11 protein-coding genes are annotated in these 16,847 nt (G+C 68.6%); all 11 read left to right on the forward strand.

The genetic code is table 11. The features are described from left to right. Positions 1 to 78: 78 nt before the first annotated feature. The 11 genes from J5226_RS18310 to J5226_RS18360 all read left to right on the forward strand — a co-directional run bounded on the left by J5226_RS18310 (position 79) and on the right by J5226_RS18360 (position 16,840). On the forward strand, positions 79 to 2,298 hold the full coding sequence (locus J5226_RS18310) for a polysaccharide biosynthesis tyrosine autokinase (RefSeq protein WP_215835919.1): 2,220 nt from the start codon (positions 79 to 81) through the stop codon (positions 2,296 to 2,298). 569 nt (positions 2,299 to 2,867) lie between these two features. Next, positions 2,868 to 5,258 (forward strand): UDP-N-acetylglucosamine 2-epimerase (non-hydrolyzing), encoded by a 2,391-nt coding sequence (gene wecB / locus J5226_RS25590; RefSeq protein WP_215835920.1) that lies wholly within the window; start codon positions 2,868 to 2,870, stop codon positions 5,256 to 5,258. A gap of 98 nt (positions 5,259 to 5,356) precedes the next feature. Then, on the forward strand, positions 5,357 to 6,613 hold the full coding sequence (gene wecC, locus J5226_RS18320) for a UDP-N-acetyl-D-mannosamine dehydrogenase (protein ID WP_215835921.1): 1,257 nt from the start codon (positions 5,357 to 5,359) through the stop codon (positions 6,611 to 6,613). Between the two features lie 46 nt (positions 6,614 to 6,659). Then, on the forward strand, positions 6,660 to 7,952 hold the full coding sequence (locus J5226_RS18325) for an oligosaccharide flippase family protein (protein WP_215835922.1): 1,293 nt from the start codon (positions 6,660 to 6,662) through the stop codon (positions 7,950 to 7,952). Positions 7,953 to 7,962: 10 nt separating this feature from the next. Further along, positions 7,963 to 8,550, forward strand: a complete 588-nt coding sequence (locus tag J5226_RS18330; protein WP_215835923.1) for an acyltransferase — start codon at positions 7,963 to 7,965, stop codon at positions 8,548 to 8,550. A gap of 23 nt (positions 8,551 to 8,573) precedes the next feature. Next, on the forward strand, positions 8,574 to 9,773 hold the full coding sequence (locus J5226_RS18335) for an O-antigen ligase family protein (protein WP_215835924.1): 1,200 nt from the start codon (positions 8,574 to 8,576) through the stop codon (positions 9,771 to 9,773). A 47-nt stretch (positions 9,774 to 9,820) separates the two neighbouring features. Then, positions 9,821 to 10,918, forward strand: coding sequence for a hypothetical protein (locus tag J5226_RS18340; protein ID WP_215835925.1), 1,098 nt, complete (start codon positions 9,821 to 9,823; stop codon positions 10,916 to 10,918). Next, positions 10,915 to 11,709 carry a hypothetical protein gene (locus J5226_RS18345; protein ID WP_215835926.1) on the forward strand — a complete coding sequence of 265 codons (795 nt, stop codon included), beginning with the start codon at positions 10,915 to 10,917 and terminating at the stop codon, positions 11,707 to 11,709. Before J5226_RS18340 ends, J5226_RS18345 begins: the two co-directional genes overlap by 4 nt. Positions 11,710 to 11,747: 38 nt before the next feature. Then, positions 11,748 to 13,901 (forward strand): bi-domain-containing oxidoreductase, encoded by a 2,154-nt coding sequence (locus tag J5226_RS18350; protein WP_215835932.1) that lies wholly within the window; start codon positions 11,748 to 11,750, stop codon positions 13,899 to 13,901. Between the two features lie 28 nt (positions 13,902 to 13,929). Beyond that, positions 13,930 to 15,579 (forward strand): heparinase II/III family protein, encoded by a 1,650-nt coding sequence (locus J5226_RS18355; protein ID WP_215835934.1) that lies wholly within the window; start codon positions 13,930 to 13,932, stop codon positions 15,577 to 15,579. Positions 15,580 to 15,583: 4 nt separating this feature from the next. Further along, on the forward strand, positions 15,584 to 16,840 hold the full coding sequence (locus J5226_RS18360; protein ID WP_215835940.1) for a glycosyltransferase family 4 protein: 1,257 nt from the start codon (positions 15,584 to 15,586) through the stop codon (positions 16,838 to 16,840). Positions 16,841 to 16,847 lie beyond the last annotated feature (7 nt).

The raw sequence follows: 16,847 nt of genomic DNA on the forward strand, positions 1-16,847 counted from the left end.
TCTTTCCAAGGCGCGGCCGTTCGCCCCTGACCGGGCGAGGCGGACGCGTCGCTCCACTCAATCAAGGCCCTCCCCCCAATGGCGGCAGTTACCACCACGTCCGGCGCGCGCCAGGACGCAGGCAACGACGAAATCGATCTGGCCGCGCTGCTGGGCACGCTGTTCGATCACAAGTGGCTGATCGGCGCGGTCACCGCGCTCGGCTTCGGCCTGAGCGCGGCGTACGCGCTGCTGGCCGCGCCGGTGTATCAAGCCAACGCGATGGTGCAGGTGGAGTCGAAGACGCCCACCCTGCCCGGCCTCACCGCGGTGTCGCAGGCGCTGACCGATTCGGCGCCGCAAGCGGTCACCGAAATGTCGCTGCTGACGTCGCGCACGGTGTTGGGCAAGGCGGTCGCCGATCTGCAGCTGGATCTGCAAGTCGAACCCGCGCATTTCCCCTTGATCGGCGCGGCGATCGCGCGCCGCTTTCAGCCGTCCACCGGCAACGAAGTCGCCTCGCCGTGGTTCGGCCTCAACCGCTACGGCTGGGGCGGCGAAACCCTCGACATCGCCGAGCTCGACGTGCCAGACGACCTGCTCGGCAAGCCGCTGACCTTGATCGCCGGCCCCGGCGGCAGCTACGAGTTGCTCGACGATCAGGATCAGCGCCTGCTCGGCGGCGACGCCGGCCAACTCGCGGTCGGCGGCGGCGCCAAGCTCAAGGTCGAACGCCTGCTCGCCAATCCGGGCATGCGCTTCGAGGTGACCAAGCTCTCGCAGCTGGGCATCATCGCCGCGCTGCAGAACAACCTCACCGCCAGCGAGAAGGCCAAGGACTCGGGCATCATCCAGCTCAGCTACGAGCTCGGCGATCCGGTCCTGGCCCAGGCCACGCTGGAGTCGATCACCCGCCAGTACATCCGCCAGAACATCGAACGCAACTCCGCCGAAGCCGCCAACAGCCTGGAGTTCGTCAACAAGCAATTGCCCAACGTGCGCCGCGATCTGGAGAAGGCCGAGCACACCCTGGCCCAGTACCAAACGCAGGCGCACACCGTCGACATCACCCTCGACGCCAAGTCGCTGCTCGACCAGATCGTCTCGCTCGACACCAGCATCTCGCAGCTGCGCCTGCAGCAGGCCGAGGTGACTCGCCGCTACACGCCCGCGCATCCGGCCTACAAGGCCTTGATGGCGCAGATCGGCGAGTTGGAAGCGAGCAAGCAGAAGATCAACGACCGCATCGGCACCCTGCCGCAGACCCAGCAGGAACTGATCGGGCTGACCCGCGAGGTGCAGGTGACCACGCTCACCTACACCAACATGCTCAATCAGGCCCAGCAGCTCGACATCGCCCGCGCCGGCACGGTCGGCAACGCGCGCGTGGTCGACCGCTCGGTGGTCGACACCAGCCAGCCGGTCAAGCCCAAGCGCGCGCTGGCCGTCGCCATCGGCACTTTCCTCGCCGGTTTCCTCGCCGTGGCCTACGTGTTCCTGCGGCAGATGCTCAACCGCGGCGTCGAGCACGTGCAGGAGATCGAGCAGATCGGCCTGCCGGTGCTGTCCTCGATTCCGATGAGCGCCTACCAGCGCGATCACGAGAAGGCCGGCCGCAAGCTGCGCGCCAACGGCAACAACGGCAAGCCGCATCTGCTGGCGCTCGACGCCCCCAACGATCTGGCCATCGAAGCCATGCGCAGCCTGCGCACCGCGCTGCACTTCGCGCGGCTGGAAGCGCAGAACAACGTGCTGATGATCTGCGGCTCCAGTCCCGGCGCCGGCAAGACCTTCGTCTCCACCAATCTGGCCGCGACCATCGCCCAGGGCGGCCAGCGCGTGCTGCTCATCGACGGCGACATGCGCCGCAGCACCTTGCACAAGGTGCTCGGCCAGGATCCGCGCAACGGCTTGTCCGACCTGCTCGCCAGCCGCATCGACGTGGCCACCGCGGTCCGGCGCACGCCGATCGAGAACCTGTTCTTCATTCCGCGCGGCGAAGCGCCGCCCAATCCGTCCGAGCTGCTGATGCGGCCGGAACTGGGCCTGCTGCTGAAAACCGCCGCGCTGCAATACGATCTGGTGATCGTCGACACGCCGCCGATCCTGGCGGTGACCGACTCGGCCATCATCGGCCGCCACGCCGGCACCGCGCTGATGGTGGTGCGCTTCGGCCTGAATCCGGCCAAGGAACTCGCCCTGGCCGTGCAGCGCTTCGAGCAGAACGGCATCGAGCTCAAGGGCGCGGTGTTCAACGCGGTGGAGCGCCGCCACGACACCCACTACGCCTACGGCTACGAGTACCGCTCCGGCGCCTGACCGCGCCGACGCACAAGCAAGTTTCGTTTTCGCGAGAGGAAAGCCGATGATCATTTCCATCGCAACCATCGCCGTCGAACGGAATCGACCGCTCCGCGCACGACGCGCGCGTTCTCGCGCGGGCGTCCGCGCGTCCGTATACGCACACGCGAAATCACGCAAATTAGCGGGAATTTTGCCTTCCGCGTCGAATGCGCAATGCGATGTCAACCGTTCGAGTCGACATCGGAAAATTTCCGATTCGTTGCAATCGCGCAACCACTCACGTTTCCTGAATCCCATCCGCAAACGACTTACGAGCGCACAGTATTTCGCAATCCAGGAGTGGCACGATGCCGTCCGCCGAGAGTGCGCAAGCGAAGCGAAGATTCCCGGCGAGAAACACCGCAATGTTTTTTCCGCGTTCGCAACGCAAGCGCGAACGCACAGGCGACGCACCGGATGACGGCGCATCGCGACGTCCGGCGGCCATCGCGGACCGGCGCCTGAGGGCGCCACAACACACGCATTGACCGAAGGGGGCGGTCGTCGGATGGGTCTACCGAAGACTTACCTTGGAAACAACGGTCATGATGAAAGAACAATTCGTCATTGCGGGCGCGCTCAGCGTCGCCGTCACCGCGTTGTCGATGAGCGCGCTGTATCCCAGCGCCGCCAGGCTCGGCCTGGTCGATCGTCCCAACGCGCGCAAGCAACATAAGGGCGAGATCCCCGTCGTCGGCGGGATCAGCTTCTTCCTCGGTCTGCTCGCAGGCGCGCTGTACCTGCAACTGGGCGACCGCTACACCATGAGCCTGCTGGCCAGTTCGGGACTCATCGTCGCGCTCGGCGCGTTCGACGACTCGCGCGATCTGAGCGTGCGCGTGCGCCTGCTGGTGCAGTCCATCGCGGTCGGATTGATGGTCACCGGCAGCGGCGTATGGCTCGACGACCTGGGCGATCTGTTCGGCACCGGCCCGATCCATCTGGGCTGGCTCGGCGTTCCGGTCACGGTGATCGCCGTGGTCGGCACGATCAACGCCTTCAACATGCTCGACGGCATCGACGGACTCGCCGCCAGCATCGCCCTGGTGTGCATCGGCGCGATCTTCCTGTTCGACCGCAGCAACGTGCTCGACAAGGGCGCGCTGCCGAGTCTGGCCCTGCTGTTCGTCGCGCTGCTGCCGTTCTTGTTCGTCAATCTCGGCGGCATCAACGGACGCAAGGTGTTCATGGGCGACGCCGGCAGCATGCTGATCGGCTACGTCATGGCCTGGAGCCTGATCTATCTGAGCCAGCGCGGCCCGACCCGCATCGACGCCGCCGACGCGGTGTGGTGCATCGCCCTGCCGTTGCTGGAAACCTTGAACTTGATGTACCGGCGCATGCGCCGCGGCCTGTCGCCGTTCAAGCCCGACCGCCAGCACCTGCATTACCTGCTGCTCGACCGCGAGCGTTCGCCCAAGACCGCGTTGCTGACCATCGTCGGGCTGGCCTGCGCCTTCGTCGCCATCGGCTACGCGCTGCGCCATCTGCCGATCCTGCTCGGCCTGATCGCGTTCTTCGCCATGCTCGGCCTGTACTCGCTGACCCTGAGCAGCGGCGACCGCAACAAGCTGCCGGACTGGCTGCCGCGCCCGCCGCGCCAGCTCGAGTTCGCGCCGCAAGCGCCGCTCGGCAGCGGCCGCGGCGCGCGCGATTCCGCACCGGCGGCAGCGGGCAACGCGGGCGGCGCCGCCTATGCGCGCAGCGCTCACGGCGAAGCGGCCGGCGCCGGCGGGTTCGCCCCGCTGCCGCCGCTGGCCGCGGCCTCGGCTCAGCTCGGCGGCCCGGCGATCAAGACCTTGTGCGTGTTCGGCACCCGTCCCGAAGCGATCAAGATGGCGCCGCTGGCCAAGATGCTCGCGCAAGACCCGCGCTTCGACGCGCGCGTGTGCGTGACCGGCCAGCACCGGCAGATGCTCGATCAGGTGCTGCAGCTGTTCGAGATCCAGCCGGACTTCGACCTCAACATCATGAAGCCCAAGCAAGACCTCACCGACGTCACCACGGCGATCCTGACCGGGATGAAGTCGGTGCTGGCCGAGCTCAAGCCCGATGTGGTGCTGGTCCACGGCGACACCTCGACCACGATGGCCGCGACCCTGGCCGCGTACTACCAGCAGATTCCGGTCGCCCACGTCGAAGCGGGCCTGCGCACCGGCAATCTCTACTCGCCGTGGCCGGAAGAAGCCAACCGCAAGCTCACCGGCGCGCTGGCGGCGATCCACTTCGCCCCGACCGAGCTGTCGCGCGGCAACCTGCGCGAGGAAGGCATCCCCGACGATCGCATCGCGATCACCGGCAACACCGTGATCGACGCGCTCAAGGACGTGCTGCTGCGGATCGAACGCACGCCGGAGCTGCGCCGCGACATCGACGCTAAGTTCGAATTCCTTCGGGAAGATCGCAAAGTGGTTTTGGTCACCGGCCACCGCCGCGAAAGCTTCGGCGGCGGCTTCGAGCGCATCTGCGAAGCGCTGCGCGACACCGCGCTGCGCCACCCGGAGATCGACATCGTCTACCCGGTGCATCTGAATCCGCAGGTGCGCGAGCCGGTCAACCGCGTGCTGCGCGGGATCGCCAACGTGCATCTGATCGAGCCGCTGGACTACCTGCCGTTCGTGTACCTGATGAACCGCGCGTACATCATCCTCACCGACTCCGGCGGCATCCAGGAAGAAGCGCCGTCGCTGGGCAAGCCGGTGCTGGTGATGCGCGACACCACCGAACGCCCGGAAGCGGTGGCCGCCGGCACGGTCAAGCTCGTCGGCACCGACCGCGAACTGATCTGCGACGGCATCAGCCGCCTGCTGACCGACCGCGCCGCGTACGAAGCGATGAGCTTCGCCCACAACCCCTACGGCGACGGGCTGGCGTGCCAGCGCATCGTCGCCGCGCTGGCGCAGTTCCGCCGCGAAGACTCGCTGCTGGCCGCTTGATCCCCCACCCGCGTCGCCTGCGCCCGACCCGGGCGCGGCGGCGCGGGTTCATGCATCCCTGAGCAATGCCTCCCCCACGGAGGACCACTGGAGCCTTTATGAGTTTCGACACCGTCTCGGTCATCGGCCTGGGTTACATCGGCCTTCCCACCGCCGCCGCCTTCGCCGCCGTGCGCAAGCGCGTGATCGGCATCGACGTGACCGCCTCGGTCGTGGACACCATCAACCGCGGCGAGATCCACATCGTCGAACCCGACCTCGACGTAGCCGTGCGCGCGGCGGTGGCCGGCGGTTTCCTGCGCGCCAGCACCACGCCCGAGCACGCCGACGCGTATCTGATCGCGGTGCCGACGCCGTTCAAGGGCGACCATCAGCCCGATCTGGCCTACATCGAGGCCGCCGCCAAGGCGATGGCGCCGGTGCTGCAAAAGGGCGATCTGGTGGTGTTGGAATCGACCTCGCCGGTCGGCGCCACCGAGCAGCTCGCGCAGTGGCTGGCCGACGCGCGTCCCGATCTGACCTTCCCGCAACACGCCGGCGAAGCCGCCGACGTCAACGTCGCCCACTGCCCCGAGCGCGTGCTGCCGGGCCAGGTGATGCGCGAACTGGTCGAGAACGACCGCGTCATCGGCGGCATGACCCCGCGTTGCTCGCAGCGCGCCGCCGAGCTGTACCAAAGCTTCGTGCGCGGCCAGTGCATCGTCACCAACGCGCGCACCGCCGAGATGTGCAAGCTCACCGAGAACGCGTTCCGCGACGTCAACATCGCCTTCGCCAACGAGCTGTCGATCATCTGCGACAAGCTCGGCATCAACGTGTGGGAGCTGGTCGGCCTCGCCAACCGCCATCCGCGCGTCAACATCCTGCAACCGGGCCCGGGCGTGGGCGGCCACTGCATCGCCGTGGACCCGTGGTTCATCGTCGACAGCGCGCCGGACGAAGCGCGCCTGATCCGCACCGCGCGCGAGGTCAACAACGGCAAGCCGGGCTGGGTGATGGACAAGATCGACGCCGCCATCGCCGAGGCCAAGGCCGCCGGCAAGCAAGACAAGGACCTGAAGATCGCGGTGTTCGGCCTCGCGTTCAAGCCCGACATCGACGACCTGCGCGAAAGCCCGGCGCTCGGCATCGCGGTCGAACTCGCGCAACGCCACGCCGGCCCGGTGCTGGCGGTGGAGCCGCACATCGAAGTCCTGCCGGCCAAGCTCAACGCGCCCAACGTGGTGCTCTCCGACCTGTCCACCGCCAGCCGCGAGGCCGACATCGCGGTGCTGCTGGTCGATCACAAACCTTTCAAGGAACACGCCATGCCCAAGCACATCAAGATCGTCGACACCAAGGGCATCTGGACCTGAGCGCGATCGCGCCCGGTTCCAGGCCCGACCACGGAAGCCCCGCACGATGATGCGGCGTCTGATCGGCACCGCCAGCCTGTCGGCGGTCAGCGCGATGGCCTCGCGCGGCGCGCTGTTCGCCGGCGTGCTCGCGGCCGCGCATTACCTCGGCCCGGCGGCGTTCGGCCAGTTCACCCTGATCCAGACCACCGCGCTGCTGTTCACCACGTTCTGCGCGCTGAGCCTGGGGCAGATGGCGACCAAGATCGTGGCCGAGGCGGTCGCATCCGGCGAGGGACGCGTGTCGGCCGCGCTGACCGTGTCCTACGGTTCGGCGCTGCTGGCCTCGCTGGTGTTCGCCGCGTTGCTGCTGGCGTGTTCGTACCCGCTCGCGGTCAAGCTCGGCGGCTCCGGCGATCTGGCCGTGGTCTACGCCAGTTCCTCGCTGCTGGTGCTGACCGGCTTCGTCGGCGCGATCCAGAACGGCGTCGCGCTGGCGCTGCACAAGGTCAAGCAGCAGGCCGTGGCGAATCTGCTGACCGCGCCGGTGGTGTTCGCGATCATGTGGGGCGCGTCGACCCAGCGCGACATCGGCTGGGCGGTGTACGGCTCGATCGCCGCGCAGTGGCTGATCGTGATCGGTCAGGAGCGCGTGCTGCGCCGCTACCGGCGCGAGCACGGCGAACGCTTGTCGTGGTCGGCGACCACGCGCGAGGATTGGTCCGTGGTCTGGCGCCTGGGCCTGCCGTCGTCGCTGTCGGGCCTGCTGACCATGCCGGCGATCTGGCTGTCGATGGCGATGCTCGCGCACAGCGCGCACGGCGACGAGGAACTGGGCCATTTCGCGCTCGGCAATCAGGCGCGCTCGATCCTGCTGTTCGGCATGGGCGTGGTCGCCAACGCGGCGCTGCCGATGCTGTCCTCGGCGATCGTGCGCGGCGCGCGCGACGAAGCGGCCTCCACCCTGCGCCAATCCATCGCGCTGCTGGTGATCGTCACCGCCTGCATCGCCGGCGTGCTGGCGATGGCCGCGCCGATCGCGGTGGCGCAGTTCGCGCCGGCCTATGCGCAAGCCATCGTGCCGCTGCAATGGCTGCTGCTGTCTGCGGTCGCGACCGCGCCGACGACGATCCTGATGCGCAAGGCCACCGCCGACGGCCGGCCCGGCGTGCTGCTGATCGGCAACGCCGCCTTCGCCGCCAGCCTGATCGGCGCGGCGGCGCTGGCGCTCAAGCTCGGCGCCGGCGCGACCGGCGTGGCCATCGCCTACGCCATCGCCTCGACCGTGCAACTCATCGTTTTCGCCACCTGCAACCGCCGCGAACTGCGTTGGTCCGCGGCGCAAAGCAATACTCGCTAGGAGCAAGCCCATGAAAGCCTTCCGCCTGCTCAAGAAAGCCGTCGTGCTGAGCCTCATCCGCCTGGGCTGGTTCATCAAGCCCGGTCTGGTCACGCGCCTGTACGCCTGGTTCCTGCGCTCCGAGGGCGCGCAGATCGAGGACCGGCCGAACTATCTGTCGGCCAAGATCTGGTTCGACGGCACCGACTATTCGCTGATCAGGCTCGGCAAGGGCTGCACGATCTCCAGCAACGTGCGCATCCTCACCCACGATTGGGCGATCCACACCGTGGCGAAGGAACTGGGGCTGAAGTTCGACAAGCCGCAAGGCCGGATCAAGCCGATCTCCATCGGCCGCCACGCCTTCATCGGCACCGGTTCGATCATCATGCCCGGCGCCGACATCGGCGCGGGCTGCATCGTCGGCGCCGGCGCGGTGGTGCGCGGCACGATTCCGCCGCTGAGCATCGTGGTCGGCAATCCGGGCCAAGTGGTCGGTTCGGTGGCCGAGTACGTCGAACGCGCGACCCGCGGCGCGGGCGTGAGCCCGGTCGAGCAAGCCGCGCTGAAGCAGGCCGCGCTCGCCCACGCGGCCGCCGCCGGCGCGCGCGCGGGCTGAGCGGACCCAGGCCGGAGCCGACGATGCGGATACCCGCGCCCAAGCTGTTGGCGGCCCCGGCGTGTCTGGGGCTGTTCCTGCTGTCGGGCTGGGCCTCGGTGTTCTTCGCCGTGGACACCGATCTGGTCCAGTACGCGGCCATCGCCGCGACCATCGTGCTCGGCGGTTTGTCGCTGTCCTACAGCGGGCTCAACCGTTTCGCCTGCCTGCTGCCGGTGATCGTGTGTCTGATCGCGTTCGCGCAGATCTCGTACCTGGACACCCACATCGGCCACCGGCCCAAGGAACTCAAGTTCTATCTGATCCTGGTGTTCTGCGCCTACTGCGCCTGCTTCGTGCTGCGCGGCGCGGCGGCCGAACAGTTCGTCAAGATCTACGTCGCGCTGTGCTTCGTGCTCAGCGTGGCCGCGCTGGCGATGAACAAGGGCGCCGACACCGGCGCGCAGCGCCTGATGCAGGGCGACGGCAATCCGATCTGGATCGCGCGCGCGGCCGGCACCACGATCATGTTCCTGGCCTGGCGCCTGCTCACCGACACCCATCGGCGCGGTCTGCGCATCGCCCTGATCCTGCCGTGCGTGGCGGCGCTGGTGCTGGCCGGCTCGCGCGGCCCGATCCTGTCGCTGCTGCTCGGCCTGGGCGTGCTGCTGGTGCTGACCAACCGCGGCGCGCTGCTGCTCTCGCGCAAGGTGTGGGCGGCCGGACTGGCCGTGGTGCTGCTCGGCGCGGCCGCGGCGGTGATGGCGCCGGACGGGATCAAGGACCGCCTGGCGAGCCTGGTGGTCAGCAACTACAGCGGCAGCGACGTGCTGCGCATGAATCTGTACGAAGTGTCGTTCGCAATGCTGCGCGACACCTTGTTCGGCAAAGGCTTCGGCGCGTTCGAGGCCAGCGGCGCGCTGCAGCCTTACCCGCACAACCTGCTGATCGAAACCCTGATCGAACCGGGCCTGATCTTCACCGTGTTCTTCTTCGCCCTGATCGTGTTCGCGATCGTGCGCCTGTACCGCAGCGCCAAGCGCAGCCAGGGCCGCGATCTGGTCGCGACCTTCCTGTGCGCGCTGTCGTTGTACTCGCTGGCCAACGCCATGTTCAGCGGCGACATCACCAGCCCCAAAGAACTCTACCTATGCGTGTTCTACGCCCTGTCCACCGCCTTCGTCCTGCGCACCGCTCCCCAAGCGCAGCGCCGCCCCGCCGCCCCGCAACCCCTCGCCCACTAACGCCCCCCATTCCCCAATCCCCTCATTCCCCTGAATCCCCTGCTCCCATGCAAGCCATCATCCTCGGCCAAGGCAATCCCTATCTGAAGAACCCGTACCTCGCCAAGCTGTCGAAGGTGCTCGACAGCGCGCAGGTGCCGTACGAGTTCTGGATCTGGAGCCGCGACAAGCAAGCCCGCGATCTGCCCAAGGTGCGCGTGCTGCTGAGCTTCGGCTCCTGGGGCGGCGGTGCGGTCAACGCGCTGGGCTACGCGCTGTGGGTGCTGTGGCTGAGCGTGCGCGTGTTCTTCCAGCCGCGCGCCGGCGTGTACTTCTGTTCGCGCCTCGATGCCGCCCTGCCCTGCGCGCTGGTGTCGTGCGTGCGCCGCTGCAGCTACGTGTTCCTCGACCGCGACAAGCTGTCCAAGAGCTACGCGTGGCCGGCGCCGGTCAAGCGCTTCATCGAAACCCTGGAACGCTTCGTCGGCCGCCGCGCCGCGCTGCACGTGGTGCCGGGCGCCTCGCGCGCCGACGGCAACGACGCCGACAACGTGCGCATCGTCCGCAACACCCCGCACACCGACACCATCGCCCGCGCGCGCGCCCTGGTCGCTGCGCAGCCGCCGCGCGACGGCCGCTTGCGCGTGCTGATCAGCGGCCTGATCTCGCCCGAGCGCGGCGCCAAGATGATGCGCGAAGCCATCGAGGCCTGCGCCGGCCGCGTCGATTTCGTCGGCGCCGGCCGCCTGCTCGGCGAGGACGCGCAGCGCTTGGCCGAACTGCTCGGCGAGCGCTATCGCGGCATCGTCAGCAACGAGGACGCGCTGGCGATGCTGCTCGGCGCCGACGTGGTGCTGGCGTTCTACGACCCGGCGCTGGAGATCAACCGCCTGGCCGAGCCGAACAAATGGTTCGACTGCGCGGCGCTGGAGATCCCGTTCTTCACCAACCCCGGTCTGTTCACCTCGGCGCCGTTCGAACAGCGCCAAGCCTGTTTCCTCGCCGATTACGGCGACGGCGCGCAGCTCGCACGCGAGTTGCTGCGCATCGACGCCGACCGTTCGCTGCTCGACGCGCGCCGCAACGGCCTGCGCCAGCTGCGCTACGAAGCCTGGGACACGGCGATGGCGCGGGTGATCGCCGAATGCGCGGAGCTGCGTCCATGAACATCCGTCATCTGACCCTCGCCCTCTCGCTGCTCGCGCTGGCCGCCTTGCCGCCCGCGCAGGCCGGCGACTTCAAGCTCTACAACAACACCAAGTACACCGACGGCAACGACGGCAATCTCGACATCGCCCGCTCCAACCTGCTCGGCGAGCCGCAGTTGCCGGAACTGGCCAAGGGCGTCATGCCCGACGAAAAGCGCTTCAAGGACGCGGTGCGCGCGAGCCTCGCCAATCCCGGCCCGCTGGTGCTGGATTTCGAGCACATCAATCTCTCGCGCGATCCGGAGCTGTCGGCGACCAACCTCGGCAAGCTGCAGACCCTGGCGCGCTGGGCGCGTCAGGCCGCGCCGGGCCGCCAGCTCGGCTACTACGGCTTCCCCGGCTCCATCGACAAGAACGACCCGGTGCGCGGCAAGGAACTGGCCAAATCGGTCGACGCGTTCTTCCCCTCGCTCTACACCGTCGACGACGACCAAGACCGCTGGCGCCGGCGCATGGACAACATGATCGCCGCCTCGCGCAAGCTCGATCCGTCCAAGCCGGTGCTGCCGTTCGTGTGGCCGCAGTACCACGACAAGACCCCGCGCGACGGCGAGTTCGTCGCCTCGGACTACTGGAAATTCCAGCTCGACCAGCTGCACCGCGCCGCCGACGGCGCGGTCATCTGGAGCAAGCGCGTCAGCGGCGGCGAACGCGACTGGGTGCCGGTCACCCGCAGCTTCATCCAGTCCAGCCGCGTGCGATCCGCGCCCAGCGCCCCCGCGCAGCAACGCCCCGCGTCGCGCCCTTGAGCGCTCCCCATCCCCCGCCTCGAAGCACCGGAACCGCCATGCAACAAGTCCTGCAAAACCTGCGCGACGGCAGCACCGAAGTCGCCGACGTCCCCGCCCCCGCGCTGCGCCGCGGGCATCTGCTGATCCGCAGCCACGTCACCCTGGTGTCCGCCGGCACCGAGCGCATGCTGGTGGAGTTCGGCAAGGCCAACATGCTGCAGAAGGCGCGCCAACAGCCGGACAAGGTGCGCATGGTGCTGGAGAAGGTCCGCACCGACGGCCTCGCCACCACCCTCGACGCGGTGCGCAGCAAGCTCGATCAACCGCTCGCGCTGGGCTACTGCAACGTCGGCACCGTCATCGGCGTCGGCCCCGGCGTCACCGGCTTCGAGATCGGCGACCGCGTCGCCAGCAACGGCAAGCACGCCGAAGTGGTCGCGGTGCCGGTCAATCTGTGCGCCAAGATTCCCGACGAAGTCGGCGACGAAGACGCCGCGTTCACCGTGCTCGCCGCCATCGGCCTGCAAGGGATCCGCCTGGTCCAGCCCACGCTCGGCGAAACCGTCGTGGTCACCGGCCTGGGCTTGATCGGCCTGATCACCGTGCAGTTGCTGCGCGCGCACGGCTGCCGCGTGCTCGGCATCGACTTCGATCCGGCCAAGCTGGCGCTGGCGCGCAGCTACGGCGCGGAAACCGTCGATCTGTCCAAGGGCGAGGACCCGGTCGCCGCCGCGCACGGCTTCTCGCGCGGACGCGGCGTCGACGCGGTCATCATCACCGCCTCGAGCAAGAGCAACGAACCGGTCTCGCAGGCCGCGCACATGTGCCGCAAGCGCGGCCGCATCGTCCTGGTCGGCGTCACCGGCCTGGAACTGTCGCGCGCGGATTTCTACGAGAAGGAACTGTCGTTCCAGGTTTCGTGCTCGTACGGCCCGGGCCGCTACGACCCGTCCTACGAGGAACGCGGCAACGATTACCCGGTCGGCTTCGTGCGCTGGACCGAGCAGCGCAACTTCGAGGCGGTGCTGGACATGATGGCCGCCGGCGCGGTGCAGGTGCAGCCGCTGGTCTCGCACCGCTACCCCATCGCCCAGGCCGAAGCCGCCTACGGCGTGCTCGGCGGCGGCGAGCCCTCGCTCGGCATCGTGCTCGACTACGGGCGCGGCGAGGAAATGGCCGATCATCTGATCCGCCGCCACATCCCGCTGCCGGTCGCGGCCGCGGTGCGCGAGAACAGCGAGGCGACCGACCGCAACGCGGTGGCCTTCATCGGCGCCGGCAACTACGCCGGCCGCGTGCTGATCCCGGCCTTCGCCAAGGCCGGCGCGCGCCTGCACACCGTGGTGACCAACAACGGCGTCGGCAGCGTCCATTTCGGCAAGAAATACGGCTTCACCCACGCCAGCACCGACACCAGCGCGGTGTTGCGCGATCCAGCGGTGGGTTCGGTGGTGATCGCCACCCAGCACGCCAGCCACGCCGAGCTGACCTTCAAGGCGCTGCGCCGCGGCAAGCACGTGTTCGTGGAAAAGCCGCTGTGCCTGACGATGGAAGAGCTGCAGACCATCGAGAAGGCGCACGGCGAACAATCCGTGTACGGCCCGCCGCCGGTGCTGATGGTCGGCTTCAACCGCCGCTTCGCGCCGCAGGTGCAGAAGATCCATCAACTGCTGGCCGGCGTGCGCGAGCCCAAGAGCTTCGTCATGACCGTCAACGCCGGCGCGATTCCGGCCGATCATTGGACCCAGGACCCGCAAGCCGGCGGCGGCCGCCTGATCGGCGAGGCCTGCCACTTCGTCGATCTGCTGCGCTTCCTCGCCGGCGCGCCGATCGTCGGCCATCAGCTCACCGCGGTCGGCAACGTGCCGGGCGTCGGCATCCGCAGCGACCGGGTCAGTTTCAATCTGAGCTTCGCCGACGGCTCGTTCGGCACCGTGCATTACCTCGCCAACGGCCACAAGAGCTTCCCCAAGGAGCGCCTGGAAGTGTTCGCCGCCGGCCGCGTGCTGGCGCTGGACAACTTCCGCAAGCTGCGCGGCTACGGCTGGCCGGGTTTCAACAAGATGAACTTGTGGAGCCAGGACAAGGGCCAGGCCGCGTGCGCGCAAGCCTTCATGCGCGCCGCGCGCGGCGAGGCCGCGGCGCCGATTCCGGCCGAGGAAATCTTCGAGGTCGCGCGCGTCACCATCGAACTGGACGCGTCGGTATGACGATGTCCCGCCGCCCGGAGCCGGTTGCATGAGTCTGGCCACGCGCCTGCCGCGGCTGTGGCATACCGTGCGCCATCTGCGCCCGGTGCAGATCTACGGCCGCGCCTGGCATCGCCTGCACCGGCCGCGGGTGGCGCACGCGCCGGCGCCGCAAATGGCTGCGTTCGAGCGCGGCTGGATCGCCTGCGAGCGCGCCGCTTCGATGCTGGGGCCGACGCGCTTCCGTTTCCTCAACGACGAGCACGAAGTCGGCGCCAACGATTGGAACAGCGTGCGGCTGCCGAAGCTGTGGCTGTACAACCTGCACTACTTCGACGATCTCAACGCGCAGGGCGCGGCCTCGCGCGAGCATTGGCACCGCGACTTGATCGCGCGCTGGATCGCCGACAATCCGCCGCCGGCCGGCAACGGTTGGGAGCCGTATTGCCTGTCGCTGCGCATCGTCAACTGGATCAAATGGCGCTGCGGCGGCCAGTTGTTCGGCGACGCCGCGCGCGCGCGGACCGCGCTCGACAGCCTCGCCACCCAGGTGCGGTTCCTGCGCGGCCGGCTGGAACGGCATCTGCTCGGCAACCATCTGTGGGCCAACTACAAGGCGCTGCTGTTCGCCGGCGCGTTCTTCGAGGGCTCCGAAGCGGTGCGTTGGCGCGAGTTGGGCCTGTTCGGCCTGCGCACCGAGATCGACGAGCAGATCCTCGCCGACGGCGGCCATTTCGAACGCAGCCCGATGTACCACGCGATCCTGCTCGAAGACTTGCTGGATCTGGCGCAGCTGGCCCTGGTCTATCCCGGCGCGTTCCCCGAACGCGACGTGCAGAACTGGCGCGACAAGGCGCGTTCGATGCTGGCGTGGCTGGCGGTGATGACCCATCCCGACGGCGAGATCGCCTTCTTCAACGACGCCGCGCACGGCATCGCGCCGACCCTCGCGCAGTTGCAGGACTATGCCCGCGCGCTCGGCATCGAGCCGCCGCCGGCCTCGCGCGAGCCACTGCAGTTGCTGCCGCAATCGGGTTACGCGCGGCTGCAGAACGGCGACGCGGTGCTGATTTGCGACGTCGGCGAAATCGGCCCGGACTACCTGCCCGGCCACGCCCACGCCGACACCCTGAGCTTCGAGCTGTCGCTGCGCGGCCGGCGCGTGCTGGTCAACGCCGGCATCTCGCGTTACGACATCGATCCCGAGCGGCTGTGGCAGCGCGGCACCGCCGCGCACAACACGGTCGAGATCGACGGCGAGGACTCCTCCGAGGTGTGGAGCAGCTTCCGCGTGGCCCGGCGCGCGCGCCCGCGCGCGGTCGCGCAGGGTCGCGAAGGCGAATCGCTGTGGCTCAGCGCCGCGCACAACGGTTATCGCCGGCTCAAGGGCCGGCCGCTGCACCGCCGGCGCTGGGTGCTGACGCCGCGCGGGCTGCGCATCGAGGACCGGATCGAAGGCCGCTTCGGCGAAGCGGTGGCGCGGCTGCGCGTGCATCCGGACTTCGGCGCCGAAGGCCACGAGGTTCGCAGCGACGACGGCCAAGTGAGCCTGCGCTGGCGCAGCGAAGCCGCCGGCGACGCGCTGGTGCCCAGCCGCTTTCATCCCGGCTTCGGCCTGAGCCGTGCTTGCACCGTGATCGAAACCGCGCTCGACCCGCGCGTGGGCACCGCCACGCTGGTGCTGGACTGGGGACATTGAGGCCATGCGCATTCTGTTTCTGACCGACAATTTCCCGCCCGAAGGCAACGCGCCCGCCACCCGCACCTACGAGCACGCGGTGCGCTGGGTGCGCGCCGGCCACGAGGTCACGGTGATCACCTGCGCGCCGAACTTCCCGGAAGGCAAGTTGTTCCCCGGCTATCGCAACGCGTGGCGCAGCGTGGAAACCCTGGACGGCATCCGCGTGGTGCGGGTCAAGACCTACATCACCGCGAACGAAGGCTTTCTCAAGCGCACCCTCGATTACTTGAGCTTCATGGCCGCGGGCACCTTCGCCGGGCTGTTCGAGCGCCGCCACGACGTGGTGGTGGCGACCTCGCCGCAGTTCTTCTGCGCGCTCGGCGGTTGGGCGCTGGCGCGGCTGAAGCGGCGGCCGTTCGTGTTCGAGCTGCGCGACTTGTGGCCCGCTTCGATCACCGCGGTCGGCGCGATGAAGCGCAGCGCGGCGATCCGGGTGTTGGAAAAGCTCGAAATGTTCCTGTACCGCAGCGCCGACGCGATCGTGCCGGTGACCCAGTCGTTCCGCGAGGAGCTCATCCATCGCGGCGTGGACGCCGACAAGATCCATGTCGTGCTCAACGGCGTGGACTTGCAGCGGTACCGGCCGGCGGCACGCGACGAGGCGATGGCCAAGCAGTACGACTTGGACGGCCGTTTCGTGGTCGGCTATCTCGGCACCCACGGCATGGCGCATGGCCTGGAAAAGGTGATCGAGGCGGCCGAACTGTTGCGCGAGGACCCGCGCATCGTGTTCTTCTTCGCCGGCAGCGGCGCCGAACGCGCGCGGGTCGAGCAGATGGCGGCCGAGCGCGCGCTGCCGAACGTGCGCATGATTCCGCGCCAGCCTAAGGAGATGATGCCCAAGCTGTGGAGCCTGTGCGATCTCTCGCTGATCCCGCTGCGCGACACCTCGGTGTTCGCCTCGGTGATTCCGTCCAAGCTGTTCGAAGGCATGGGCATGGGCATTCCGGCGCTGATGTCGCTGCCGCGCGGCGAAGCGGTGCGCATCGTCGAAAGCACCGGCTGCGGTGTGTGCGTTGCGCCGGAGAACGCGCAGGCGATGGCGGCGGAAATCGCCGCGCTCGCCGGCGATCCCGAACGCATGCGCCGCTTGCGCGAGGCCAGCCTCGCCGCCGCGCCGGCGTACTCGCGCGACCGGCAGGCGCGGCTGATGACCGACGCCTTGGCGCGCTTGGTCGACGACGACGGCGCGCACGGCTTGCTGCGTTCTTCGGAGTGACGCGCCC

The sequence above is a fragment of the Lysobacter sp. K5869 genome (assembly GCF_018847975.1).
Classification (GTDB): Bacteria; Pseudomonadota; Gammaproteobacteria; order Xanthomonadales; family Xanthomonadaceae; genus Lysobacter.

Excerpts from the sequence above, each read along its gene's own strand:
- J5226_RS18310 (WP_215835919.1), top strand. The coding sequence starts at position 79 with ATGGCGGCAGTTACCACCACGTCCGGCGCGCGCCAGGACGCAGGCAAC.
- wecB (WP_215835920.1), top strand. The coding sequence starts at position 2,868 with ATGATGAAAGAACAATTCGTCATTGCGGGCGCGCTCAGCGTCGCCGTC.
- wecC (WP_215835921.1), top strand. The coding sequence starts at position 5,357 with ATGAGTTTCGACACCGTCTCGGTCATCGGCCTGGGTTACATCGGCCTT.
- J5226_RS18325 (WP_215835922.1), top strand. The coding sequence starts at position 6,660 with ATGATGCGGCGTCTGATCGGCACCGCCAGCCTGTCGGCGGTCAGCGCG.
- J5226_RS18330 (WP_215835923.1), top strand. The coding sequence starts at position 7,963 with ATGAAAGCCTTCCGCCTGCTCAAGAAAGCCGTCGTGCTGAGCCTCATC.
- J5226_RS18335 (WP_215835924.1), top strand. The coding sequence starts at position 8,574 with ATGCGGATACCCGCGCCCAAGCTGTTGGCGGCCCCGGCGTGTCTGGGG.
- J5226_RS18340 (WP_215835925.1), top strand. The coding sequence starts at position 9,821 with ATGCAAGCCATCATCCTCGGCCAAGGCAATCCCTATCTGAAGAACCCG.
- J5226_RS18345 (WP_215835926.1), top strand. The coding sequence starts at position 10,915 with ATGAACATCCGTCATCTGACCCTCGCCCTCTCGCTGCTCGCGCTGGCC.
- J5226_RS18350 (WP_215835932.1), top strand. The coding sequence starts at position 11,748 with ATGCAACAAGTCCTGCAAAACCTGCGCGACGGCAGCACCGAAGTCGCC.
- J5226_RS18355 (WP_215835934.1), top strand. The coding sequence starts at position 13,930 with ATGAGTCTGGCCACGCGCCTGCCGCGGCTGTGGCATACCGTGCGCCAT.
- J5226_RS18360 (WP_215835940.1), top strand. The coding sequence starts at position 15,584 with ATGCGCATTCTGTTTCTGACCGACAATTTCCCGCCCGAAGGCAACGCG.